Source organism: Spiribacter onubensis (genome assembly GCF_040838425.1).
GTDB classification, from domain to species: domain Bacteria; phylum Pseudomonadota; class Gammaproteobacteria; order Nitrococcales; family Nitrococcaceae; genus Spiribacter; species Spiribacter onubensis.
This window is the reverse complement of sequence record NZ_JBAKFI010000001.1, coordinates 203,901-228,238: the sequence shown is the minus strand read 5'-3', so window position 1 is coordinate 228,238 and position 24,338 is coordinate 203,901. Positions and strand designations below refer to the sequence as shown.

21 protein-coding genes and 3 tRNA genes are annotated in these 24,338 nt (G+C 65.7%); 15 read left to right on the top strand and 9 right to left on the bottom strand.

Annotated features, from left to right (window positions below; genetic code table 11):
* Positions 1 to 23: 23 nt before the first annotated feature.
* Both V6X63_RS01150 and V6X63_RS01145 read right to left on the bottom strand, forming a co-directional pair.
* Entirely contained in the window at positions 24 to 800 is a 777-nt protein-coding gene (locus V6X63_RS01150) for a DUF2189 domain-containing protein (RefSeq protein WP_367966766.1), read from the bottom strand.
* A 112-nt stretch (positions 801 to 912) separates the two neighbouring features.
* The gene (locus V6X63_RS01145; RefSeq protein WP_367966765.1) at positions 913 to 1,281 is read right to left on the bottom strand and encodes a phasin family protein; all 369 of its coding nucleotides are present in this window, start codon (positions 1,279 to 1,281) and stop codon (positions 913 to 915) included.
* A 181-nt stretch (positions 1,282 to 1,462) separates the two neighbouring features.
* On the opposite strand from V6X63_RS01145, the gene V6X63_RS01140 reads away from it, so the two are divergent.
* Together V6X63_RS01140 and V6X63_RS01135 are read left to right on the top strand one after the other, a co-directional pair.
* Positions 1,463 to 3,442 carry a mechanosensitive ion channel domain-containing protein gene (locus V6X63_RS01140; RefSeq protein ID WP_367966764.1) on the top strand — a complete coding sequence of 660 codons (1,980 nt, stop codon included), beginning with the start codon at positions 1,463 to 1,465 and terminating at the stop codon, positions 3,440 to 3,442.
* Entirely contained in the window at positions 3,442 to 5,439 is a 1,998-nt protein-coding gene (locus V6X63_RS01135; protein ID WP_367977928.1) for a CocE/NonD family hydrolase, read from the top strand. The genes V6X63_RS01140 and V6X63_RS01135 overlap by 1 nt, the downstream gene beginning before the upstream one ends.
* Here the strand turns inward: V6X63_RS01135 and tsaA are convergent.
* Positions 5,436 to 6,137, bottom strand: a complete 702-nt coding sequence (gene tsaA, locus V6X63_RS01130; protein ID WP_367977927.1) for a tRNA (N6-threonylcarbamoyladenosine(37)-N6)-methyltransferase TrmO — start codon at positions 6,135 to 6,137, stop codon at positions 5,436 to 5,438. The genes V6X63_RS01135 and tsaA overlap by 4 nt on opposite strands.
* Positions 6,138 to 6,167: 30 nt before the next feature.
* On the opposite strand from tsaA, the gene cysM reads away from it, so the two are divergent.
* Genes cysM through V6X63_RS01110 form a run of 4 tightly spaced genes read left to right on the top strand, consistent with a single transcriptional unit; the run spans position 6,168 to position 9,821 of the window.
* Positions 6,168 to 7,061 carry a cysteine synthase CysM gene (cysM, locus tag V6X63_RS01125; protein ID WP_367966761.1) on the top strand — a complete coding sequence of 298 codons (894 nt, stop codon included), beginning with the start codon at positions 6,168 to 6,170 and terminating at the stop codon, positions 7,059 to 7,061.
* Positions 7,058 to 7,828: a 3'-5' exonuclease gene (locus V6X63_RS01120; RefSeq protein ID WP_367977926.1), complete on the top strand. Its 771-nt coding sequence runs from the start codon at positions 7,058 to 7,060 to the stop codon at positions 7,826 to 7,828. The genes cysM and V6X63_RS01120 overlap by 4 nt, the downstream gene beginning before the upstream one ends.
* Before the next feature lie 4 nt (positions 7,829 to 7,832).
* Entirely contained in the window at positions 7,833 to 9,164 is a 1,332-nt protein-coding gene (rlmD, locus tag V6X63_RS01115; RefSeq protein WP_367977925.1) for a 23S rRNA (uracil(1939)-C(5))-methyltransferase RlmD, read from the top strand.
* 24 nt (positions 9,165 to 9,188) lie between these two features.
* A complete protein-coding gene (locus tag V6X63_RS01110; RefSeq protein ID WP_367977924.1) occupies positions 9,189 to 9,821 on the top strand; it encodes an NUDIX domain-containing protein in 633 nt (210 codons plus the stop codon).
* Here the strand turns inward: V6X63_RS01110 and purB are convergent.
* Positions 9,754 to 11,136 (bottom strand): adenylosuccinate lyase, encoded by a 1,383-nt coding sequence (gene purB, locus V6X63_RS01105; RefSeq protein WP_367977923.1) that lies wholly within the window; start codon positions 11,134 to 11,136, stop codon positions 9,754 to 9,756. The two genes, V6X63_RS01110 and purB, sit on opposite strands and share 68 nt — an antisense overlap.
* A 56-nt stretch (positions 11,137 to 11,192) precedes the next feature.
* Here purB and V6X63_RS01100 point away from each other — a divergent pair, with 56 nt between their 5' ends.
* The 7 genes from V6X63_RS01100 (at position 11,193) to folM (ending at position 16,198) form a co-directional block, all read left to right on the top strand.
* Positions 11,193 to 12,587, top strand: a complete 1,395-nt coding sequence (locus V6X63_RS01100) for a class II fumarate hydratase (protein ID WP_367977922.1) — start codon at positions 11,193 to 11,195, stop codon at positions 12,585 to 12,587.
* 79 nt (positions 12,588 to 12,666) lie between these two features.
* Positions 12,667 to 14,487, top strand: a complete 1,821-nt coding sequence (uvrC, locus tag V6X63_RS01095) for an excinuclease ABC subunit UvrC (RefSeq protein ID WP_367977921.1) — start codon at positions 12,667 to 12,669, stop codon at positions 14,485 to 14,487.
* 25 nt (positions 14,488 to 14,512) lie between these two features.
* Entirely contained in the window at positions 14,513 to 15,100 is a 588-nt protein-coding gene (gene pgsA, locus V6X63_RS01090) for a CDP-diacylglycerol--glycerol-3-phosphate 3-phosphatidyltransferase (RefSeq protein ID WP_367977920.1), read from the top strand.
* Positions 15,101 to 15,147: 47 nt separating this feature from the next.
* Positions 15,148 to 15,223: transfer RNA gene (locus V6X63_RS01085), tRNA-Gly, on the top strand.
* Between the two features lie 40 nt (positions 15,224 to 15,263).
* A tRNA-Cys gene (locus V6X63_RS01080) sits at positions 15,264 to 15,337 on the top strand.
* Positions 15,338 to 15,344: 7 nt separating this feature from the next.
* Positions 15,345 to 15,429 (top strand) — tRNA-Leu (locus V6X63_RS01075).
* Positions 15,430 to 15,490: 61 nt separating this feature from the next.
* The gene (gene folM, locus V6X63_RS01070; protein WP_367977919.1) at positions 15,491 to 16,198 is read left to right on the top strand and encodes a dihydromonapterin reductase; all 708 of its coding nucleotides are present in this window, start codon (positions 15,491 to 15,493) and stop codon (positions 16,196 to 16,198) included.
* Between the two features lie 38 nt (positions 16,199 to 16,236).
* On the opposite strand, the gene fabB is transcribed toward folM, so the two are convergent.
* From fabB to V6X63_RS01050, 4 genes are all read right to left on the bottom strand, one after another.
* The gene (fabB, locus tag V6X63_RS01065) at positions 16,237 to 17,466 is read right to left on the bottom strand and encodes a beta-ketoacyl-ACP synthase I (protein WP_367977918.1); all 1,230 of its coding nucleotides are present in this window, start codon (positions 17,464 to 17,466) and stop codon (positions 16,237 to 16,239) included.
* Positions 17,467 to 17,478: 12 nt separating this feature from the next.
* Positions 17,479 to 17,997, bottom strand: a complete 519-nt coding sequence (fabA, locus tag V6X63_RS01060) for a bifunctional 3-hydroxydecanoyl-ACP dehydratase/trans-2-decenoyl-ACP isomerase (RefSeq protein WP_367977917.1) — start codon at positions 17,995 to 17,997, stop codon at positions 17,479 to 17,481.
* A 90-nt stretch (positions 17,998 to 18,087) separates the two neighbouring features.
* On the bottom strand, positions 18,088 to 19,977 hold the full coding sequence (gene dxs, locus V6X63_RS01055) for a 1-deoxy-D-xylulose-5-phosphate synthase (RefSeq protein ID WP_367977916.1): 1,890 nt from the start codon (positions 19,975 to 19,977) through the stop codon (positions 18,088 to 18,090).
* On the bottom strand, positions 19,968 to 20,420 hold the full coding sequence (locus V6X63_RS01050; RefSeq protein ID WP_367977915.1) for a YcgN family cysteine cluster protein: 453 nt from the start codon (positions 20,418 to 20,420) through the stop codon (positions 19,968 to 19,970). The genes dxs and V6X63_RS01050 overlap by 10 nt, the downstream gene beginning before the upstream one ends.
* 124 nt (positions 20,421 to 20,544) lie before the next feature.
* Between V6X63_RS01050 and V6X63_RS01045 the strand changes: the two genes are divergently transcribed.
* The gene (locus tag V6X63_RS01045; RefSeq protein WP_367977914.1) at positions 20,545 to 22,131 is read left to right on the top strand and encodes a peptide chain release factor 3; all 1,587 of its coding nucleotides are present in this window, start codon (positions 20,545 to 20,547) and stop codon (positions 22,129 to 22,131) included.
* 18 nt (positions 22,132 to 22,149) lie between these two features.
* Here V6X63_RS01045 and pncA read toward each other — a convergent pair whose 3' ends face one another.
* The gene (pncA, locus tag V6X63_RS01040; protein WP_367966736.1) at positions 22,150 to 22,794 is read right to left on the bottom strand and encodes a bifunctional nicotinamidase/pyrazinamidase; all 645 of its coding nucleotides are present in this window, start codon (positions 22,792 to 22,794) and stop codon (positions 22,150 to 22,152) included.
* Between the two features lie 144 nt (positions 22,795 to 22,938).
* On the opposite strand from pncA, the gene V6X63_RS01035 reads away from it, so the two are divergent.
* Positions 22,939 to 24,321 (top strand): DegQ family serine endoprotease, encoded by a 1,383-nt coding sequence (locus V6X63_RS01035; protein ID WP_367977913.1) that lies wholly within the window; start codon positions 22,939 to 22,941, stop codon positions 24,319 to 24,321.
* The last annotated feature ends 17 nt before the right edge of the window (positions 24,322 to 24,338 follow it).

Here is a 24,338-nt window from a genome sequence, read left to right as displayed (position 1 = left end):
CATACCCGCCGCGGGCGTCAAGATCAGTGGGCGAGCGTCAGATCCCGGTAGGCATGCCAGCTGGCGTGGGCGACCAGCGGCATCGCAATGATCAGTCCGAGAAATGCGGTCATCATGCCGACTGTGATCAGCACGACGATCAACGCCGCCCAGAGAAGCATCACCCCCGGGTTGGCGAGCGTCGCCTTGACGCTGGTGATCGCCGCCGTCACCGGGTCAACGGGCCCGGTGATGAGCATGGGCAGGGCAATGGCGCTGATCGCGAATACGCCGGCGGCCAGTGCGGCACCGATGGTCAGGTAAACCGCGACGAAGGCGGGATCGGCCGCGGCGATCAGTACGTCCGTCCAGCCGCCATCCGTGACCGGCAGCGAGGCCCCATGGAAGAGCGCGAACACGATCGCCGAGATCCGCTCCCAGGAGAGCAGGACAAAGGCGAGGAGCACACCGAACAGGCCAATGGACCAGGGATTGCTCCGCCAGATCGTCGCCGAATCGCGGAATGTCGCGGGTTCACCGGCTTCCCGGCACTGGCTCAGCCGGTAGAGCCCCATGCCGAGGAACGGACCGGCGAGGAAGAATCCAGAAACCGCGGCGGAGAGCAGATGCGGACGGCTGGTCGTCATGGTGACCAGGGCATAGCCGACCAGGGCAAAGACCACACCGTAGGCGAGGCTTGCAAAGGGCATGGCGATGAGGTCGCGGAGGCCAGCGGCGAGCCAGCGGAACGGCGCATTGGCACCGACATGGCGGACCTCGATGGGTTGAGGCTGGGACTCGGTCGTGGTGGCGGACTGCATGGCGGACTCCTCCCGAAGACGGTTGATATTTTTTGATTTTTATCAATTATTAACGCAAAAAGGCCGCCGGGAATACCCCGGCAGCCTTTTTTCCGATCCGGGTGGTCCGGAATTACTTGGTCTGAGCAGTCGCCGCCTCGGAGGCCGTCTTGACATTGCTCTCGACGAGCTTGCGGGCCTCGTTGACGAAATCCTGATTCATGGCGACAACCTTCTCGGCATCACCCTTCACCCGCTCGCTCATCTCCTTGGCCACCTTCTGCTGCTCCTCGGCATAGGCCTTGAGTGCCTCGGTGTCCTTGATCTCGAGGGCGGCACGGGCCTGCTTCATGCCGATGTCCGTGTAGGTCTTCGCCGCTTCCATCTGGGCGTCGATCATCTTCTCGGCATAGTCCATGGCCAGCTTGGCGTAGTCACGGGTCGGGCCCATGAACATCTTCTCGGCCTGCTCGTTAACCTTGCTGAAAGTTTCGTTCGTCATGGCGCAATTCCTCTGGTTGCCGTGTCGATCCAAGACTGTCTTTCGTCTTGTTGCGCTGCAATATATCAACTGGTTTGTTGCGTTGCAACAAAATTTTCTGTCGGCGCTTTTTGTTATCCTGCCGCGACTTACCGTATTTCGTGATCAGCCGAATGACTGAATTCACTACTGAGGATCTGACATGAGCGAAGACCAGTGGCCGGAGATCGCCGGCCAGCTCGCGCAGTGGCGCACCGCGCTGTTCGACTGGCTGATGCGCCTGGCGGAGGAACTCCCGGCACTGCCGGGAATGCTGGCGCAGCTGGCCGACCCGGCCCAGGCGCTCGCCGCGGTGCGACTGCTCGCGCTGATTGCCCTGGTATTGGGCCTGCAACGGGTCCTGCGCGCGCGCGGTGACCGCCTCATCGACCGGCTGGCCGCCTGGCAGCAGACCGGCGGTGCGGGGCTCGGGCCTTTGCGCGGCGCCACGGTCATTGTCGCGGCCGTCGGGATTCATGCGATCAAGCTCGCGATCGTCGCCGCGGTCGCCTATGGCGCGGTGCTGGTCGGAGTCGTACCCGGGCCCGGCTGGGCAACTGTGGCCAGCCAGTTCGCACTGGCGTTCGTGATCGCCGAGATCGGGCGGCTGGCCCTGAATGCCTTCCTCGAACCGCGCACGGGCTGCGCCCGTGTGCTGCCCCTGGACGATGACGCCGCGGTGCACTGGGAAACCCGCCTGTCCGGCCTGATCCGCGCCGGTGCCTACGGTCTGGTCTTCGCCGTACCGGGTATCGCCCTTCAGGCGCCGGCGGTCGCCGGGCTGGCGGAACTGATCGTGGTGATCATCGTCCTGCTGGGCGTGCTGGCGGCCATCCGCGATGCCCGATCAATGGTCCGGGCCTGGCTCCTCGCCGTGGGCCGGCATCGCAGGGGGCTGTTTCTGCGGCCGCTGACACGCATGCTTGCCCCGGTCTGGCATGTCCTGGCCGGGCTGTACAGCATCACGATGGCGATCCTGGTGGTGGCCGCCCCGCCCGCGGTACTGGCATTCACGATCGAAGCCAGTGCAACGAGTGTGGTGGTTCTGCTGATCGCCGGGTTCCTCGGGCACTGGCTCACCAGTCTGGCCCATCTCGGCCGGTATCTGCCGGTGGCGGTGCGTAAACGCCTGCCCATGCTCCAGGCGCGGCTGAACCACTGGCTGCCCAAACTGCTCGCGGTGGTTCATCTGCTGCTCGCGGTGGTCGCACTCGCGGTCATCGCAGATGCCTGGCAACTGATCAACCTCGGTGCCTGGCTCGAGAGCAGCGCCGGTGAGACCGTCATGGAGGCGGTGGGGGCACTGCTCGGAATCGGGGTGCTCGCCATGGTCGTCTGGCTGCTGGGCGCGAGCTGGATCGAGGACCGGCTCAATCCGGATACCGGGAGCGGAGCGCCCGGAGCGCGTGAGAAAACCCTGCTGGCGCTGTTCCGTAATGCCCTTGCGATCGCCATCGTGACTCTGGCCGGGATGGTGGCGCTGGCGGAGATCGGCATTAACATCGGCCCGCTGATCGCCGGTGCCGGCGTGATCGGCCTGGCCATCGGTTTCGGTGCCCAGAAGCTCGTCCAGGACATCATTACGGGCGTGTTCATCCAGCTTGAGGATGCCATTCACGCTGATGACTTCATTACCGCGGCCGGGATCAGCGGCACGGTGGAGCGGCTGAGCATCCGCTCGGTCGGACTGCGTGACCTCTCCGGCACGCTGCATATCGTGCCGTTCTCCTCGGTGGACACGGTCTCCAACTACACGCGCGACTTCGGCTACCACCTCGGCGTTTACGAGGTGGCCTATCGCGAGAACATCGGCGACGTCGTCGAGCACCTTCAAAAGGCCTACGAACGGCTCTGCGGCGATGGCGACATCGCCCCGGAGGTCACGGGTCCGCTCGAAGTGGACGGCGTGACGGCGCTGGCCGAGAGCTCGGTGAAGGTGCGGGTCCGCATCCGCAGCACGGCCGGCATGCAGTGGGCCGTGGGCCGAGCCTACAACCGCTATGTCAAGGAAGTCTTTGATAATGCGGGCATCTCGATACCGTTCCCCCATATGACGCTTTACTTCGGGGAGGACAAGGCCGGGAACGCGCCGCCGGCTCATGTTGCCCTGACGCATGAGAGCAAGCCGACGAAGGAGGGCTGATGGCAGTGCGCATCGAAGAGGACGTCCGCATTCCGATGGCCGATGGCGTGGAGCTCTCGGCGCGGATATGGCGACCCGACGATGCCGGCGGGGACCCCGTGCCGGCCATTCTCGAGTACATCCCCTATCGGAAGCGGGATCACACGAGGGCCCGCGACGAGACGCTGCACCGATGGTTTGCCGAGCATGGCTATGCCGGGGTGCGGGTCGATCTCCGTGGCAGTGGCGAGTCGGAGGGCGTGCTGACCGACGAGTACTGCCAGCAGGAGCTCGACGACGGCTATGCGGTCATCGAGTGGCTCGCCGAGCAGGAGTGGTGTGACGGCGGTGTCGGCATGATCGGCATCTCCTGGGGCGGCTTCAACGGCCTGCAGATCGCGGCCATGCAGCCGCCGGCGCTGAAGGCCGTCGTCACGGTCTGTTCCACCGACGATCGCTATGCCGATGACGTTCATTACATGGGCGGCTGCCTGCTGGGCGATAATCTCTCCTGGGCGTCGGTGATGTTCGCCTACAACAGCATGCCGCCCGATCCGGTCCTCCGTGGCGAGCACTGGCGTACGCTCTGGCATCAGCGCCTGGAAGCGAATGAGCCCTGGATCATCGAGTGGCTCGAGCATCAGAGTCGAGATGAGTACTGGCAGCACGGGTCCGTGTGCGAGGACTACAGCGCCATCCAGTGCCCGGTCATGGCCGTGAGCGGCTGGGCCGACGGCTATACCGATGCCGTTTTCCGCATGCTCAGGAACCTCACCGTGCCGCGTCAGGGGCTGGTCGGCCCATGGAGTCATAAGTATCCCCATCAGGGCGTGCCCGGACCGGCCATTGCCTTTCAGCAGGAGACCAGGCGCTGGTGGGATCAGTGGCTCAAGGGCGAGGACACCGGGATCATGAACGAGCCCATGCTGCGTGCCTGGGTTCAGGAGGCGGCCGAGCCGGCCACCCGCTACCGCCATCGTCCCGGCCGCTGGGTGGGGGAGGCGGAGTGGCCTTCGCCCATGGTATCGCGGCAGACACTCTATCCGGCGAGGGGCAATCATCTCCGCGATGAGCCGATGGCACCCGACGAGGCGCCCTTCATTCTCCAGTCACCCCTCAGTCTGGGGTTGTTCGCCGGCAAGTGGTGCAGTTACGCCGCGGGGCCGGATCTGCCTTACGACCAGCGCGAAGAGGATGGTGGTGCGCTGGTGTTCGAGACGGACCCGCTTGAGGCGCCGCTGGAGTTGCTCGGCGCGCCGGTGCTGCGGTTACGCTTCCGGGTCGACCGGCCGGTGGCCCAGGTGGCGGCCCGGCTCTCGGATGTGGCCGTTGACGGCAAGGCAACGCGCGTGACCTACGGCGTGCTCAACCTCAATCATCATGCCGGTCATGATCAGCCCCGGGCGCTGGTGCCCGGCGAGGACTACGAGGTGAGGCTCGAGCTCAACGACCTGGGACACCGGTTCACGGCCGGCCATCGCCTGCGCCTGTCGCTGTCGACCTCGTATTGGCCGCTGGCCTGGCCCTCGCCGGAACCGGTCTGCCTGCAGGTCATCGGCCGGGGCACATCGCTGGATCTGCCGGTGCGCACGCCCACCGAGCTCGACGCGCAGGTCGGGTTCGCGGCACCGGATTACGCCGAGCCCGTGCGCGTGGTCCAAGAGCGCGCTCCGGAGCATCGCTGGCGGGTTCATCGCGACCTGGAGACCTCGGCCTCCGAGCTGGAGGTCATCATGGACGAGGGCGCCAAGGCCATCGAGGATGTCGACCTGGTCATGCGGGACCGGACCTGGGAGTCCTATCGATCCGTCGGCGATGATTTCGGGAGCATCGAAGGCGAGGTCATCGCCCACCGGAGCCTGCGCCGTGACGACTGGCACGTGCAGACCCGGACACGGACGCTGCTCCAGGCCGACACCGAGGCGTTCCATGTCTCGGCCGAACTGGACGCCTGGGAGAATGGTCAGCGCGTATTCTCACGTAACTGGCAGCGTCGCATTCCGCGCCGCTGTGTTTAGTGCCCATCCCCCTCGGGGGCGGGGGAAACGGCGGTGATATACGCCTGCGAGGCATCGGCCTGCCAGGAGACTTCGTAGCCGAGCAGGCGCATGCCATAGCGGGCTTCGCCGCGATCGCGTTGATAGGCCGGTCGAGGATCGGCGCCCACCGTCTGTTCGATCAGGGCGCCGAGCTGGGTCGGCGCGCCGACAAGTGCGGCCCGGGCCGCCGGGCTCCAGTGGACGTCCAGGGTTTCCGGCAGGGTCTCGAAGCCGGCCGGTGGTCGGGCGTCAGGGAGCGCCTCAATGGCGGGTAGATACGGCTTGATGTCGTAGACCGGCGTCCCGTCCAGGAGGTCCTGGCCGCTGATGGCGAGGCCCCGAGCCGGTTCGTCGAGCACTCCCTCGAGACGGACCAGCGAGAGGCCCAGCCCGTTGGGTCGAAAGGGTGACCGGGTGGCGAAGACGCCGTAGCGCTGATTCCCGCCCAGGCGCGGTGGGCGCACCATCGGGCGCCATTCGGCTTGATCGATGGCGTGGAACCCGAAGATGAGCCAGACATGACTGCAGCCCGCGAGGCCGCGTAGGGCATCCGGATCATTGAAGGGCGGATTGAGTCGCACTTCGGCGGTGGCCGCTGGCACCAGCCCCGGCTGACGCGGGATTCCGAACCGATCCTCGAAGTCGCTGCGGATGATGGCAATCGGCTCGATATCCATGCCGCGATTATACTGCGTTACACTCTCGGCATGACATATCCAACCGTTGATCAGTGCGTCGGTAACACCCCGCTGGTAAGGCTTCAGCGCCTGGCGGATACCGGATCCAACACCGTTTTGCTCAAGCTCGAGGGCAACAATCCGGCGGGCTCGGTCAAGGACCGTCCGGCCATGAACATGATCACCCAGGCCGAGGCCCGTGGCGAGATCCGACCCGGTGATACGCTCATCGAGGCCACCAGTGGTAATACCGGCATCGCCCTTGCCATGGCCGCGGCGGTGAAGGGCTACCGGATGGTGCTCATCATGCCGGCCAACATGACCATGGAGCGCCGCGCCTCGATGCGGGCCTACGGGGCCGAGCTGGTGCTCGTGAGCAAGGAAGAGGGCATGGAGGGCGCCCGCGACCTGGCCATGCGGATGCAGGCCGAGGGCCGCGGCCGCGTGCTTGATCAGTTCGCCAATCCCGACAACTGGGGCGCGCATTACCGCGGGACCGGTCCTGAGGTCTGGCGCGACACGGCGGGCGCGGTGACGCATTTCGTCGCCTCGATGGGCACCACGGGCACCATCATGGGCGTCTCCCGGTATCTCAAGGAGCAGAACCCGGCGATTCAGATGGTCGGCGCCCAGCCCCGCGAGGGGGCCAGCATCCCGGGCATTCGCAAGTGGCCGGAGGCCTACCTGCCGAAAATCTTCGAGCCCGCGCGCGTCGACCGCATCGTCGAGGTGGCGCAGGACGAGGCCGAGGACATGACCCGTAGGCTTGCCGCCGAGGAAGGCATCTTCGCCGGCATCTCCAGTGGCGGCACGCTCTGGGCCGCGTTGCAGATCGCCCGTGAGGTGGAGAATGCGACCATCGTGAGCATCGTCTGCGACCGTGGCGATCGCTATCTCTCGAGCGGCGTGTTCCCCGATCAATGAATGTCTTTGCCTTCGATATCGAGACCGTCCCGGATGTGGCCGGCGGCCGGCGCCTGCATGGCCTTGAGGGCCTTGACGACCATGATGCCGCCGAGGCGCTGCTGGCGATGCGCCGCGAGGAGACGGGCGCGGACTTCCTGCGCCTGCCGCTGCACCGCGTGGTGGTCATCTCGGTGGCGGCCTGCATCGGCGATCGCTTCACGGTCTTCTCGCTGGGTGACGGCGGGGATGATGAGGCGGCGCTGATCGAGCGGTTTTTCGAGGGCATCGAACGCTACGTGCCGACCCTGGTGAGCTGGAACGGCAGCGGTTTTGATCTCCCGGTGCTGCATTATCGGGCCCTCATCCATGGCCTGAGTGCACCGCGGTACTGGGAGAACGGCGACCAGGACCGGAGCTTTCGCTTCAACAACTACCATAACCGCTTCCACGACCGGCATACCGATCTGATGGACGTCCTCGCCGGCCATTCGGGTCGCGCCGTGGCACCGCTGGATCAGGTGGCGACGCTCTGCGGGCTGCCGGGCAAGCTGGGCATGAGTGGCGCCGCGGTGCGCCACGAAATCGAGGCTGGCAACTTCCCCGGGGTGCGCGACTACTGTGAGCATGATGTGCTGAATACCTATCTTCTCTGGCTGCGCTTCCGGCTGATGCGCGGTGACCTGGACACGGCCGGGCATGAGCGCGAGTGCGAGCGGGTCCGTGAGGTCCTGGCCGAGGCCGGCAAGCCGCATCTCGACCGGTTCCTCGCGGCCTGGACGGGCTGACGGCATGGGCGGACGACGCGGCCGGCGCCTGCCCAGGGCGCCCGTGGAGATCGGGATCGATCGGCTGAGTCACGAGGGCCGCGGCATCGGCCGGCACGAGGATCGGACGGCCTTCATCCAGGGGGCGCTGCCCGGCGAGACGGTGAGCGCGGAAATCCGCCGCCGCCGTCGGCGCCAGGAAGAAGGCCAGGCGCTTGAGGTGGTGGGTTCGGTGTCCGCGGATCGGGTCGAGCCGCCCTGTGCCCATTTCGGTGTCTGCGGCGGTTGCAGTCTCCAGCACATGGACCCGGCCGCGCAGGTGCGTCACAAGGCCGATGCACTGGCGGAGCTGCTGGCCCACGTCGGCGGTGTCTCGCCGGATCACTGGCTGGCGCCGCTCACCGGACCCACGGCGGGCTACCGTCGGCGGGCGCGACTGGGCGTGAAGTATGTCCCGCGAAAGGGCGATCGGGTCCTGGTGGGGTTCCGTGAGCGCTTCAGCCCCTTCGTAGCGGATATTGACAGCTGCCATGTGCTCGACGCGCGGGTCGGGGCGCTGCTGCCGGCGCTTGCCGCGCTCGTCCGCGGACTCAGCATCCCCGACCGGATCGCCCAGATCGAGGTGGCCGCCGGTGATGAGGATGTCGGGCTGGTCTTCCGTAATCTCCGCCCGCTGGCACCGGCCGATCGCGAGGCGTTGATCGAGTTCGGCACCCGTCACGGGCTTCTGCTCTTCGAGCAGCCGGGCAACGAGTCCACCGTGGCGCCCCTGGGGCATGAGACGATGCGGTTGCACTATCGCCTGCCCGACTTCGACCTCGATTTCGCCTTCGCGCCGACCGATTTCACCCAGGTCAACGCCGCCATTAATCGGCAGATGGTGAACCAGGCCGTGGATCTGCTGGACGCGGAGCCGGCCAGCCGCGTGCTCGATCTTTTCTGTGGACTGGGCAATTTCACGCTGCCGCTGGCCGGGCGGGCCGCCGAGGTAATCGGCCTGGAGGGCGCCGAGTCGCTGGTTGAGCGCGGCCGCGAGAACGCCATTGCCAATGGCATCGAAAATGCCCGGTTCACGGCCGCCGATCTCACCGCGCTGGAACCCACAGCGGAATCCCTCGGCGGCCCAGTTGACCGCGTGCTGTTGGATCCACCGCGCTCTGGCGCACTCGAGGTGCTGCCCTCGATTGGCCGGCTGCAGCCCGAGCGTATTGTCTACGTCTCCTGCGGGCCGTCGACACTGGCGCGGGATGCCGGCCAGCTTGTCCATGAGCACGGTTACCGTCTGGAGTGCGCCGGCATCATGGACATGTTTCCGCACACGGGGCATGCCGAGGCGATGGCGCTTTTCACGCGATGAGGCAAATCGAAGGGAGGTGCGCCCGTGGGCCGGGACTTTGAAATCATTACCCGAGAGACGGTCTACGACGGCTTTTTCCGGGTGAGTCGCTTTACACTCCGGCACGCCCTGTTCGCCGGGGGTCAGAGCGAGACGCTGATCCGTGAGCGCTTCGAGCGCGGGCACGCGGTCGGCGTTCTGCCTTACGACCCCTGGACGGACCGAGTGGTATTGGTGGAGCAGTTCCGCATCGGGGCACTGGAGAGCGGGCTGGGGCCATGGCTGCTGGAGACCGTCGCCGGGATCGTCGAACCGGGCGAGACCCCCGAGGATGTCGCCCGGCGTGAATCACTCGAGGAGGCGGACTGCCGGCTCGGCGAACTGGTGCCGATCACCCACTATCTGGTCAGCCCCGGTGGCACATCGCAGACGGTGCACCTGTTCTGCGCGCCGGTGGACAGCCGGGATCTACGGCTCGAAGGCCATGGCAACCCGGCCGAGGGCGAGGATATCCGCCTGCATGTGCTGCCTGCCGAGGAGGCCATTGCGATGATCGGCGAGGGCGGCATCCAGGCTGCCATGCCGATCATCGCGCTGCAGTGGCTCGCCCTTAATCGCGCGTCGCTGCGAGATCGCTGGCGAGACGGGCCGCAAGTCCCGTATAACGGGCCGGCGTGAGTGCCTTGAGCTCCTCGCGTACGGTCTCGGGCAGCTCAAGGCCATCGACGAACCGCTGCAGGCCGGCGGCATCGATCCGCTTGCCACGCGTCAGCGCCTTGAGCTTTTCATAGGGCTCGGGGATGCCATAGCGGCGCATCACCGTCTGGATCGCCTCGGCCAGCACCTCCCAGTTCGCATCCAGGTCAGCGGCAAGGCGCTCCTGGTCCACCGCGAGTTTGCCCAGCCCGCGCACGATGGCCTCGTAGCCGATGACGCTGTGGGCAAGGCCGACGCCGATGTTGCGCAGCACCGTGGAGTCGGTGAGGTCCCGTTGCCAGCGCGAGACCGGGAGTTTGCGGGCCAGATGTTCAAGCACCGCGTTGGCCATGCCGAAGTTGCCCTCGGCATTCTCGAAATCGATGGGGTTGACCTTGTGGGGCATGGTTGACGACCCGACCTCGCCCTCCACCGTGCGCTGGCGGAAATAGCCGAAGGCGATATAGCCCCAGAGATCGCGGACCAGATCCAGACCCACCGTGTTCAGGCGAGCGAGCGCATCAAACAGCTCGGCGATCCCGTCATGGGGTTCGATCTGGGTGGTCCATGGGTTGTAGTCCAGACCGAGGTTTTCGATATAACGCTTCGAAAAAGCGGGCCAGTCTATCTCTGGGTAAGCGCTGACATGGGCATTGAAATTGCCCACGGCGCCATTGATCTTGCCGAGTATCGGCACCGCGGCCAGCTGCCCGCGCTGACGCCGGAGCCGCGCCACCACATTGGCGAATTCCTTGCCGAGGGTGGTCGGCGAGGCCGGTTGTCCATGGGTGCGGGCGAGCATCGGTGTCTCCGCATGCTCCGCCGCCATGCCGGCCAGTCGATCGATGATTTGATCCACGGCCGGGAGCAATACATCATTGCGCGCACTACGGAGCATGAGGGCGTAGGCGAGGTTGTTGATGTCTTCCGAGGTGCAGGCGAAATGAACGAACTCGGTAATGGCGGCCAGCTCCGGCTGATCGGCCATGCGCTCCTTGATGAAGTACTCCACGGCCTTGACGTCATGGTTGGTCGTCGCCTCGATGGCCTTGACCCGGCCGGCGTCGGCCTCGTCGAAATCCGTCGCGATCCGGGTGAGCGCGCGCGCCGCGGCATCGCTGAGCGGCGGCACTTCGGTGATCGCGCCCTCCGCGGCCAGTGCCTTCAGCCACTCCACCTCGACGATGACGCGGTGGCGGATCAGGCCGTATTCGCTCACCAGCGGCTGCAGCGCCGTGGTCTTGCGTCCGTAACGGCCGTCAATGGGGGAAATGGCGGTAAGTTGACTGAGCTCCATGGCCTCCGACCCGTCGTGGGTTAAAACACCAGTTTACAAGAACCGGAGAGATGATGATGAACCAGAAGGGATTCCGTACCGAATCGGACAGCATGGGTGAACTCCAGGTACCGGCGGATGCGCTGTACGGTGCCCAGACCCAGCGGGCCGTGGACAACTTCGGCATCAGCGGCCAGGGCATGCCGCGGCGTTTCATCCAGGCGCTGGGGCTGATCAAGGCCTCCACCGCCGAGGCCAATCAGGCGCTGGGCGACCTGGATGCCAGGATCAGTGCGGCCATTGTCGAGGCCGCTGAGGCGGTGGCCGGCGGTGACCATGATGCCCATTTTCCGGTGGATGTCTTCCAGACGGGTTCGGGCACCAGCAGCAACATGAACGCCAATGAAGTGATCGCTCATCTGGCGACGGCATCGCTGGGGGACACTGTTCATCCCAACGATCACGTCAACATGAGCCAGAGCAGTAATGACGTGATCCCTACGGCGATCCACGTCTCCGCGGCGGTCGCCTGTGCCGAGGAGCTGCTGCCGGCCCTCGACCATCTCGCCCAGACCCTCGAGGCCCGGTCCACCGAACTGCGCGATGTGACCACCACCGGCCGCACGCACCTGATGGATGCCATGCCGGTGACGCTGGGACAGGAAGTCGGCGGCTGGGCCTGCCAGATCCGCCACGGCGAGCGCCGGGTGAAGGATGCCCTGGCGCGGGTGCATGCCCTGGCCCAGGGGGGGACCGCCGTGGGGACGGGCATCAACGCTCGCCCGGCCTTCGGTGGCCGGGTCGCGGAGGCGCTGGCGCGCCGCACCGGGCTGCCATTCCGCGAGAGCGAGAATCGCTTCGAAAGCCTCAGTGCCCAGGACGCCGCAGTCGAGCTCTCCGGCCAGCTCAAGGTGGTGGCGGTGAGCCTGATGAAAATCAGCAACGACCTGCGCTGGATGAACTCCGGGCCACTGGCCGGTCTCGGCGAGATCGCACTGCCGGCGCTCCAGCCGGGCAGCAGCATCATGCCGGGCAAGGTCAATCCGGTGATCCCGGAGGCCGTGGCACAGGTCTCCGCCCAGGTCATCGGCAATGACACGACGATTACCGTGGCCGGGCAGTCGGGGAACTTCCAGCTCAACGTGATGCTGCCGGTGATCGCGCAGAACCTGCTGCAGAGCATTTCGCTGCTGGCCAATGCCTCGCGGGCCCTGGCTGATCGGGCGGTGGCCGGCTTCAGCGTCAACCAGGCGCGCCTCGAGGAAGCACTGGGCCGCAACCCGATCCTGGTGACGGCACTGAATACGGTGATCGGCTACGAGCTGGGCGCGAAAATCGCCAAGCGCGCCTATGCCGAGGGGCGTCCGCTCATGGAGCTGGCCCGGGAGATGACCGACCTCTCCGATGATGAGCTCGAGCGACTGCTCGATCCAAGGGCGCTGACCGCGGGCGGTATTCCCGGCGACGACTGAGCCCTGACCGACCGTGTGGCGGACGGGGGGCGGTCAGACGACTGGATCGGCCTCCCGCCCGCCGCGCTAGAATGGCGTCATGACTCAGAGCCGTCTTTTCGATCCGGATCCGGTGCTCAAGACCCTGCCGACGGGGCCGGGTGTCTATCGCATGTTCGATGAGACCGGCACGGTGATCTATGTGGGCAAGGCGCGTAACCTCAAGCGCCGCGTGAGCAGCTATTTCCGCAAGGGCGCCCACAATGCCAAGACCCAGGCGCTGGTGGGGCAGGTGGCCGACCTTCAGGTAACGGTCACCCACACCGAGGCCGAGGCGCTGATCCTCGAGAACAACCTCATCAAGGAGCACCGGCCGCGCTATAATGTGCTGCTGCGCGACGACAAGAGCTACCCCTATATCCATCTCTCGACGCAGCAGGATTTCCCGCGGCTGTCCTTCCATCGCGGTCAGCGGCGGGGGGAGGGGCGCTATTTCGGTCCGTTCCCCTCATCCGGCGCGGTGCGTGAGACGCTCAATCATCTGCAGAAGGTCTTTCCGGTGCGCCAGTGTCGGGACAGCTTCTATCGGCATCGCTCGCGGCCCTGTCTGCAGTACCAGATCGGCCGCTGTACGGCGCCGTGTGTGGGCTACATCAGCGAGGCGGACTACGCCAGGGACGTCCGCCACGTCGAGATGTTTCTCTCGGGGCAGAGTAACGAGGTGGTCGATGAGCTGGTCGGACGCATGGAGGCGGCTGCCGAGGCGCTGGATTTCGAGCAGGCGGCCAGGCTTCGGGATCGCATCACCAGCCTGCGCCGGATCCAGGAACGCCAGTATGTCTCCGGGGCGCGCGGGGATGTGGATGTGATCGCCTGCCGGCTGCGCGAGAATCTGGCCTGCGTGCAGGCGTTCGTGATCCGTGACGGCCAGAACCTGGGCAATCAGACCTATTTCCCGCGCACGCCGCCGGACACCACCCCGGAGGAAATCCTCTACGCCTTCATCGCCCGCCACTATCTCGGCGAGACAACGCCGGGGGAGTTGCTGGTCAGTCATGAACTGACCGACGGTGAAGTCCTGGAGGAGGCCCTCGGCCATGACGCGGGCCATCGGGTGCGGATCGCCTCGCGCCTGCGTGGCGACCGGCGTCGCTGGATGGATATGGCCGAGCGCAACGCCGAGCATGCGCTCAGCGCGCGCATGGACAGCGAGGCGATCATGGAGCGGCGCTTCGAGGATCTGCAGCAGGCGCTCTCGCTGGACGAGATCCCCGAGCGCATCGAGTGTTTTGATATCAGTCATACCCGTGGCGAGGCGACGGTCGCCTCCTGCGTGGTCTTCGGGCGCGAGGGCGCCATCAAGGACGACTACCGGCGTTTCAACATTGAGGGCATTACCGGCGGGGACGACTACGCGGCCATGCATCAGGCCCTGGAACGCCGCTTCCGGCGACTCCGCGAGGGGGAGGGCACCATCCCGGACCTGCTCCTGATCGATGGCGGTGAGGGACAGCTGCGCCAGGCCGAGGGGGTGCTGGAGGATCTCCAGATCGAGGGTGTGACGCCGGTGGGCATTGCCAAGGGCCCGAGGCGCCGGCCGGGCGAGGAAGTGCTGCTGGTGGCCGGCCGACCGGACAGCATCCGTCTGGCCCCGGAGTCACCGGCGCTGCATCTACTCCAGCAGGTGCGTGACGAGGCGCATCGTTTCGCGATCACGGGCCATCGCAGTCGCCGTGGTAAATCCCGCAATCAGTCGAGCCTGGAGGAGATCGCCGGGCTGGGGCCGAAACGCCGACAGGCGCTGATGAAGCAGTTCGGCGGCCTCAAGGGCATCAAACGCGCGGGTGTCGAGGATCTCTCCCGGGTACCCGGGATCAGCACGGCGCTCGCCGAACGCATTCACGGACACCTCAACGGGTAACCGACGGCGTGATAGGCTCAAAGCCATGGAAATGACCCTGCCGAACATCCTGACCTGGTTGCGGATCCTGATGATCCCGGTGCTGGGACTGCTCTTTCTGCTGCCGGCGCCCTGGGCGAACGCGGCCGCGGCGATCGTGTTCGCGCTGGCGAGCTTCACGGACTGGCTGGACGGCTTCCTGGCGCGCCGCTGGAACCAGGTGTCACCCTTCGGCGCCTTCCTCGACCCGGTGGCCGACAAGCTCATCGTGGCGATCGCACTGATCATCGTCGTGGTGGAGGCACCGACGGCACTGACCGCGGTACCGGCGGCGATCATCATCGGGCGCGAGATCGCGGTCTCGGCACTGCGGGAGTGGATGGCCGAGCTCGGTCAGCGATCCAGTGTGGCGGTCGGCATGGCCGGCAAGGTGAAGACGGCGGCGCAGATGATCGCCATCGTGCTGCTCCTCTACCGCCACGAGATCGCTGGTATTCCGAGCTGGCCGGTCGGCCTGGTCCTGCTGTACATCGCCGCCGGGCTCACGCTCTATTCCATGGTGCTGTATCTCGGCGCCGCCCTGCGGACACTGGACGGCATCGAGACATCCGGCAATGACCGCGAATCGGAATAGTCAGGGTTGACAGAAATGCGGCTCTCACTACAATAGTTAGCTGTGATGCGGGAATAGCTCAGTTGGTAGAGCACAACCTTGCCAAGGTTGGGGTCGCGAGTTCGAGTCTCGTTTCCCGCTCCAGACAGATCACCCCGATCGTCCGCGGTCGGGGTTTTTTGATGGCTAGGTGGCAGAGTGGTGATGCAGCGGCCTGCAAAGCCGTGTACGCCGGTTCGATTCCGGCCCTAGCCTCCAGTCCTTCGCCCGGATGGCGGAACTGGTAGACGCACGGGACTTAAAATCCCGAGGCTTCGGCCGTGTGGGTTCGAGTCCCACTCCGGGCACCATCACTTGATCTGCAGCGACCGCAGGACAGGGGTTGCGCGACAGCCATCAACCGGAGCAGCTATGACTTCCCCCATCCTGATCACCGGTGCGGGTCAGCGCATCGGGCTCGCGTTCGCGAAGCACTGCCTCGAACAGGACCTCCCCGTCATTGCCACCTATCGCACCCGTCGGCCTGCGGTGGATGAGCTGGCGGAGGCGGGCGCCCGTTGCCTCCACGCCGATTTCGCCACCGACCAGGGTATCGGGCACTTTCTCAACCACCTTAGGGAAGAAACCGTCTCCCTCCGGGCGATCATCCACAATGCCTCGGACTGGCTGCCGGAAAGGCCGGACTCGGATCCTGCCGAGGTGATGACGACGATGATGCAGATTCACGCCATGACGCCCTATCGCATCAATCTCGCCTGTCGACCGCTACTTGAAAACAGCGAGTCGGTCACGGACATCATCCATATGACTGACTACGTGGTTGAAAAGGGCAGCGCGAAGCATATTGCCTATGCCGCCAGCAAGGCAGCGCTGAACAACCTGACGCTGTCCTTCGCGCGTCTGATGGCACCCAGAGTGAAGGTCAACAGCATTGCGCCGGCGTTGATCATGTTCAATGAGGGAGACAGCGAGGCCTACCGGGAAAAAGCCCTGAAGAAATCCCTGCTGGGCATCGCGCCGGGCGAAGCGGCCGCCGTTCGCACGATACAGTTCCTTCTGGACAACCCCTACATCACGGGGCGCAGCATCGGCCTCGACGGGGGACGGCACCTCGTCTGAGGCGTTATCCCCTGCGGTCGATCCGTTTTCCCCGGACGTCAGTCCCCATATCGGCGGAACGCCAGCGTCGCATTGGTGCCGCCGAAGCCGAAGCTGTTGCTGATCACCAGGTCCAGTGACTGGTCCGCCTGGGTCTCGGTCACCACCGGGTAGCCCTCGGCATCCGGGTCGAGGTGCTCGACATTGGCTGTACCCGCGATGAAGCTGCCCTGCATCATGAGCAGGCTGTAGATCGCCTCCTGGACACCCGCGGCGCCAAGGGAATGACCGGTCAGTGACTTGGTCGAGCTCACCGGCGGCATCGACGCGCCGAAAACCGCCTCAAGGGCCCGCAGCTCGGTGATATCACCAGCCGGGGTGCTCGTGCCGTGGGCATTCACATAATCCACGGTCTGGTCATGGCCCGCTTCGGCCATTCGCAGCGTCTCGGCGAGGCAGCGCTGTGCGCCTTCACCAGAGGGCGCCACCATGTCATAGCCGTCCGAGGTGGCCGCATAGCCCACCAGCTCGGCGAGGATCGGCGCGCCGCGGGCCTCGGCGTGTTCCAGGGACTCCAGGACCAGCATGCCGCCGCCACCGGCGATCACGAAGCCGTCGCGGTCACGGTCGAAGGGCCTTGAGGCACGTTCCGGCGTCTCGTTGTAGCTCGTGGAAAGGGCCCCCATCGCATCAAAGAGCATGGTCAGGCTCCAGTGCTCTTCCTCACCACCGCCGGCGAAGACCACATCCTGTTTGCCGAGCTGGATCTGCTCCATGGCCGCCCCGATGCAGTGTGCACTCGTGGCGCAGGCCGAGGAGATACTGTAGTTGATGCCCTTGATGGCAAACGGGGTGGCCAGACAGGCGGAGGTCGTGCTGCCCATGACCTTGGGGACCGCAAAGGCCCCGATCTTGCGGACACCGCGCTCGCGCAGCGTATCCGCGGCGCGTACGACGTTTTCGGTGGAGGCGCCACCCGAGCCGACGATCAGGCCGGTCCGGGGGTCGGAGACGGACTCCGCCGGCAGTTCCGCCTGCTCGATGGCCTGTTGCATGGCCACATAGGCGTAGCCCGCCGCATCGCCCATGAAACGTCGGGCCCGGCGCGGAATCGCCGCGTCGAGATCAATATCCGGTCGGCCCGCGATCTGACTCCGCAGGCCGCGCTCCGCATAGGCGTCGCTGAAACGAATACCCGACCGACCCTCGCGCAGGGCGCGGGTCACGGTCGCCGTGTCGTTGCCGAGGCACGAGACGATGCCCATGCCGGTGACCACCACTCGCCGCAAGATTCTATCCTCCTAGAGGCTGCTTTGCGGATTCTGGAATAGACCGACTCTCAGGTCCATGGCCCGATAGATGACCTCGCCATCCACCGTCACCTGTCCGTCGGCGATGCCCATGTACAGCTTGCGCTGGATCACACGCTTCACATCGAGCCGGTATTTGACCACCGCGTTATCCGGCAGGATCTGCCCGGTGAACTTGACTTCGCCGCAACCGAGGGCACGGCCCTTCCCGTTGCCACCGATCCAGCCGAGATAGAAGCCAAGGAGCTGCCAGAGCGCATCGAGCCCAAGGCAGCCCGGCATGACCGGATCGCCGGGGAAGTGGCAGCCGAAGAACCAAAGATCGGGCTTGACGGCCAGCTCGGCCTCGATGAACCCCTTGCCGTATTCACCGCCATCATCGTCGATGTGCGTGATGGCATCGAACATCAGCATGTTGGGCACGGGCAGTTGCGGGTTGCCCGGGCCGAACAGTTCACCGTGCCCGCAGGCGATCAGTTCATCGTAGTTGTAACTGGATTTCTGATTCATGGGTATCCGCAGGCCACGACTCCTGCGACATGGCCCTGGCATGTCGGAGTGCGGCGGCATTGGGGGAAGGGCTTTCCAAGTCGCTGAACCCTACTGGCTGGAGACCGGGCTGACAACCTCACGGCCGAGCCATGCCACGATCCGGTCACGAATACCGGCCGTATCGAGGCCAACCAGTTCGAGCTGCTCATCGCGCTCACCGTGGTGTACGAAGCTGTCGGGCAGGCCGATATGCAGCAGCTCGCGCTCGAGCCGCATGGCCGCCAGAGCCTCGGCGACGCCCGCGCCGGCGCCGCCGGCGATGACGTTCTCCTCGAGCGTGATGATTCGCTCGTGCCGTCCCGCGATCTCACGGATGCAGGCCTCATCCAGCGGCTTCACGAAGCGCATGTTGACCACGGTGGCATCGATCTCCGCGGCGACGGCCTCGGCCGGCGCAACCATCGTCCCGAAGGCGAGGAGGGCGACATCCCGGCCCTCACGCCGGATCTCGGCGCGGCCCACCGGCAGAGTATCGAGGGACTGGTCGGGCACGGCGCCGGGCCCCTTGCCGCGGGGGTAGCGCACCGATGCGGGCCCTTCCATGGCCAGACCCGTGGAGAGCATCTGGCGGCACTCGCGCTCGTCCGCCGGCGCCATGATGGTGAGATTGGGAAGGCAGCGCATGTAGCTGAAATCGAACGCGCCATGGTGCGTGGCGCCGTCGGCACCGACCAGGCCGGCCCGGTCCAGGGCGAAGATGACCGGCAGGTTCTGCAGGGCGATATCGTGAATGAGCTGGTCATAACCGCGCTGCAGGAAGGTCGAGTAGATGGCGAGCACCGGTTTCTCGCCCTCGCAGGCGAGACCGCCGGCCAGCGTCACCGCATGCTGCTCGGCGATCGCGGTGTCCAGGTACCGGTCGGGGAAACGCCGGGCGAACTCCACCAGACCAGAGCCTTCGCGCATCGCCGGTGTAATGCCCCAGAGCCGTGGCTCCTGCTCGGCCATATCACAGAGCCAGTGACTGAATACCTCGGTGTAGGTCGGTGGTGCCGGCTCGGCGGAGGCCTTGAGGCCGGCAGCGGGGTCGAAGGCCTTCACGCCGTGGTAGGCGATGGGATTGGCCTCGGCCTTCGCGTAGCCCTTGCCCTTACGGGTGACGCAGTGAAGGATCCGTGGGCCGTCCATCTCGCGCAGCCGGCCGAGGACGGTCACCAGCTCGTCGACGTCATGGCCGTCCACCGGGCCGAAGTACTGGAAGCCGAGTTCCTCGAAGAAGGTGCCCGGCACCAGCATGCCCTTGACGTGCTCCTCGGCAAGTTTGGCGAATTCGCGCATGGGCGTTGGCATATGTTCGAGCACGTTCTTGGCCTCGGCGCGGAAGTTGCCGTAGACCCCGCCGGCGAGCAGCCGGGCGAAGGTCTTGTTGAGCGCACCGACATTCTCGGAGATGGACATTTCATTATCGTTGAGGACGACGAGCAGGTCGGGGCGGACGTCGCCGGCATGGTTGAGCGCTTCGAACGCCTCGCCGGCGGTCAGGCCGCCATCGCCGATGACCGCACAGGTCTTGCGCTGATCGCCGCGGTTGCGGCTCGCGAGCGCCATGCCCAGCGCGGCACTGATCGCGGTGCTCGAGTGGCCGACGCCAAACGTGTCGTAGGGGCTTTCGTCGCGCACCGGGAAGCCCGCCGGGCCATCGATCTTGCGCACCCGGCTGATCTCTCGCCGCCGTCCGGTGAGGATCTTGTGGGGATAGCACTGATGGCCGACATCCCAGACCAGCCGGTCGTAGGGGGTGTTGAGCACGTAATGCAGTGCGACGGTGAGCTCCACCGCGCCGAGCCCAGCCGCCAGGTGCCCCCCGGAGCGGGCGACGCTCTCAAGCAGGAAGTCCCTGAGCTGCTCGGTGAGGCGCGGCAGCTGGCCCTGGGGCAGTTCCCGCAGGTGGGCCGGCTCGTCGATCCCCTCCAGCAGTGGGTAGGCGCTCATGTCCATGGTGGCTCCTCCAGATAATCCTCGAGCTCGGCGTGCGCCGGCAATGCTTTTTCATTGACTAGTGTATCGCGCACGGAGATCCCGGCTGTATGCACGGTTTCCGGATCGCCCGAGACGAGCGGATGCCACCAGGCAAGCCCGCGGCCCTCGTAGAGCCGGCGGTAGGCGCAGCTTGCCGGCAGCCAGGTGTAGCGCGCCAGATCGGCGAGGGTGAGCTGAATGCAGTCGGGCACCGTCGCATGCCGATTGGCGTAATCCGTGCAATGGCAGCCGTAGGTGTCGAGGAGCTGACAGGCCACGCGGGTGGGGTGGACCGTGCCGGTGTCGGCATCCTCGAGCTTGTGCCGGCAGCACTGCCCGCAGCCGTCGCAGAGGGCCTCCCACTCCGGCCAGGAGAGCTCAGCCAGCGTCTTGCGTTGCCAGAATGGTTCGCTGTTCGACATCACAGAGTCCATTGTAAACCGCCCGGGTCAAATTCGTGAGGTTTTCCGGCATAATGTCCGCTCAGCCAACGTGGCTCGACGACTTTCCGCCGAGCCATCCCGCAGCCGACAGTACCCAGCGTCAATGTCAGACACCAATATCGCCAGCGAGGCGGCGCGTCGCCGCACATTCGCCATCATCTCCCACCCTGATGCCGGTAAGACCACCGTGACCGAGAAGCTGCTGCTCTTCGGCGGCGCCATCCAGCTCGCGGGCACGGTCAAGGGGCGCAAGTCCAACCGTCATGCCACCTCCGACTGGATGGCGCTCGAGAAGGAGCGGGGCATTTCGGTGACGTCCTCGGTCATGCAGTTCCCTTACCGCGAGCGCATCGTCAATCTGCTCGACACGCCCGGCCACGAGGACTTCTCAGAGGATACCTACCGGACGCTGACGGCGGTGGACTCGGCGCTGATGGTGATCGACGCGGCGAAGGGCGTTGAGGACCGGACCATCAAACTGATGGAGGTCTGCCGGTTGCGGACCACACCGATCATGACCTTCATGAACAAGCTCGACCGCGAGGGCCGGGACCCCATGGACCTGATGGACGAGGTGGAACGGATCCTGAAGATCCGCTGCGCACCGGTGACCTGGCCCATTGGCATGGGCAAGCGCTTCCGGGGTGTCTTCCACCTGCTGGACGATCGGGTGCATCTCTACAATGCCCACCACGACGGCGGCATCCAGCAGGGCGAATCCATCGACGGGCTGGACAATCCGCGCCTTGATGAAGTGCTCGGTGACCAGGCGCAGGAGCTGCGTGATGAGGTGGAGCTGGTCCGCGAGGCCGGGAATGCATACGACGAGGCGGCGTATCTGGCCGGTGAACTCACCCCTGTGTTCTTCGGCTCGGCGATCAACAACTTCGGCCTGCGCGAGCTGCTGGATCGGTTTGTCGAGCATGCCCCGCCGCCGCAGCCACGCGAGACCGAGACCCGTGTCGTCCAGCCGGACGAGACCGCATTGAGCGGGTTCGTTTTCAAGATCCAGGCGAACATGGATCCCAATCACCGTGATCGCATCGCGTTCATGCGGGTCTGCTCCGGCGCGTTCGAGCGTGGCATGAAGGTTCGTCATGCGCGCATCGGCAAGGATGTGAAGATCGCCAACGCGATCACCTTCCTGGCCTCGGACCGGGAGCATGTCGAGACCGCCTACCCCGGCGACATCATCGGTCTGCACAACCATGGGACGATCCGGATCGGCGATACATTCACCCAGGGTGAAGACCTCAAGTTCGCGGGTATCCCCAATTTTGCCCCGGAGCTCTTCCGGCGGGCGGTACTGAAGGACCCGATGCGCATGAAGGCCCTTCAGAAGGGACTGGTCGAGCTGTGCGAGGAGGGCGCCTCGCAGCTTTTCCGGCCGCTGATCAGCAACGATCTGATCGTCGGGGCAGTGGGGGCGCTGCAGTTCGACGTCGTCGCCTTCCGGCTGAAGAGCGAGTACGGCGTCGACTGTCAGTTCGAGCCGGTGGGTGTATCCACCGCCCGCTGGGTTTATAGCGATGACACCAGGCAACTGGCCCGTTTCCGGGACCGCCAGCAGGAGAACCTGGCCGAGGATGTCTCCGGGGCTCTGACCTACATCGCGCCGTCACGGGTCAACCTGCAGCTGACCGAGGAGCGGTGGCCCGACATCGAATTCCGGGCCACCCGCGAGCATTGACGGCCAGCCGGCGCTGACTCAGCGCGTCTGTCCGTCCCCGGGGATCACCCGAACGCCGGCCTGATCCAGGTCGGTACGCACGTCCGGATCGGCGTTGCCGTCCACCGGTCGGGTGAGGTCCCAGAGGAAGCCCGTCTCGAAACCGGCGGCCGACGCATCCAGGGCCGTCCATTTGACGCAGTAGTCGCGGGCCAGGCCGCAGCAGTCCACGGCGGTGACGCCCCGGTCCCTCAGCCAGCCGGCGAGTCCGGTGGCGGGTCGTTCGCCTTCGCTGTTCCAGTTGTTGAGAAAGCCGCTGTAGCTGTCAACCCACGGGTCTTCGCCCTTGCGGATGATCACACTGGCCATTTCCCAGGGCAGGTCGGCATGCAGCTCGGCGCCCGGGGTGGTCTGCACACAGTGATCCGGCCAGAGGACCTGATCGTGGCCGTATAGCCGGATGACGCTGAACGGCTCGGCATCATGGCTGTTGGCGAAGGAGACGTGGCCCGGCGGATGCCAGTCCTGGGTGGCGACGATGTCGCTGTATAGGCCGCTCAGCATAAGGGCTCGGATCGGTGGGATGATCGAACTGCCATCCTCAGTGGCCAGTGCGCCGCCCTCCATGAAATCGGGTTGCATGTCCACGACCAGCAAGGCCCTGTGTTGGGGTTGATCGCTCATATTCGCTCCGTTGATTGGCTTCGGTGACCTTCACCGCCGAGGGTGGGGGTGATGGCGGCCGGGTGTAAACCGCAAAGCTTGAAAAAACGCAACGCCGGCCGCAATAAGGCGTTGGAGTGATCGCTACCTGGAGAAAATCGAACAATGCTGACCCTGACCCGCTTTGTCCTGCTTCGACGCGTCCTGGCGGTGGCCACGGTACTGATGCTCGCGGTGCCGCTGACGGTGCCGGGCCAGATCGTCAATCCCGACGGCAGTGTCCCCAGTCTCGCGCCGCTGGTGGAACAGGTCTCGCCGGCGGTGGTGAATATCGCCACCTCGGGAACGGTGGAAACGCAATCCAACCCGTTGCTCAATGATCCCTTCTTCCGGCGCTTCTTCGATGTCCCGGAACAGCCCCGGCAGCGTCAGGTGCAGTCCCTGGGCTCAGGGGTCGTGGTGGACGCCGATGCCGGCCATATCCTCACCAATCATCACGTCATTGCCAATGCCGACCAGATCCAGGTGACCTTCGACGACGGTCGTGAGCTGGATGCGGAGATCGTCGGTTCCGATCCCGAGACGGACATCGCGGTATTGCAGGTCGATGGGGATGGGCTCGCGGCGCTCCCTCTGGGCGACTCGAGTGAGCTGCGCGTGGGTGACTACACCATGGCCATCGGTAATCCCTTCGGCCTTGAGCACACCGTGACCACCGGCGTGGTCAGCGGGCTGGAGCGGACGCTCCCTGGTAGCGGTGGCGCGCGCCTGCAGAGCTTCATACAGACCGACGCTTCCATCAATCCGGGCAATTCCGGCGGCGCGCTGATCAACCTGCGCGGTGAGCTGGTGGGGATCAATACGGCGATCCTCTCCCGCGGTGGCGGCAATATCGGGATCGGTTTCGCCGTCCCGGTCAATATGGCCCGTCAGGTCATGGAGCAGATCATCGAGTACGGCGAGGTGCAGCGTGGTGTGCTCGGGGTCCGAGTCCAGGACCTGACCCCGGAGATGGCCGAGGCGTTTGACATCGAGCGCCCGAACGGTGCCCTGGTCGCACAGGTCACACCGAATTCGCCGGCGGCCGAGGCCGGACTCGAGGCCGGTGACGTCATCGTGGAGGTGAACGGAACGCCGGTCTCCGATGCCAACGCCATGGCCAACGCGATCGGCCTCCTGCGGATCGGCGATGAGGTGCATCTCACCTACGTGCGTGACGGTGAGAAACGGGAGACCACGGCCACCGTTGCCGATCCGGCGAGTGGTCAGGTGAGAGCGGATGCCATGCATCCCGGGCTTGCCGGGGCGACCTTCAGCGAGGTGGACGAGCGCTCGCCGCTGTTCGGTGAGGTCAGTGGTGTGCTGGTCGCGGACGTGCAGTCCGGCAGTCCCGCCTCGGAGTATCTGCGGCCGGGCGATGTCATCACATCGGTGAACCGCCAGGATGTCGGCTCCCTCGCGGCGTTCCGCGAGCGCGTGGAAGGGGCGGATCAGCTGCTGCTGAATGTGCGGCGTGGTGGCGGCGCGTTCTTCATCGTCATCCGGTGACGGGGCGGCGGGCCGGC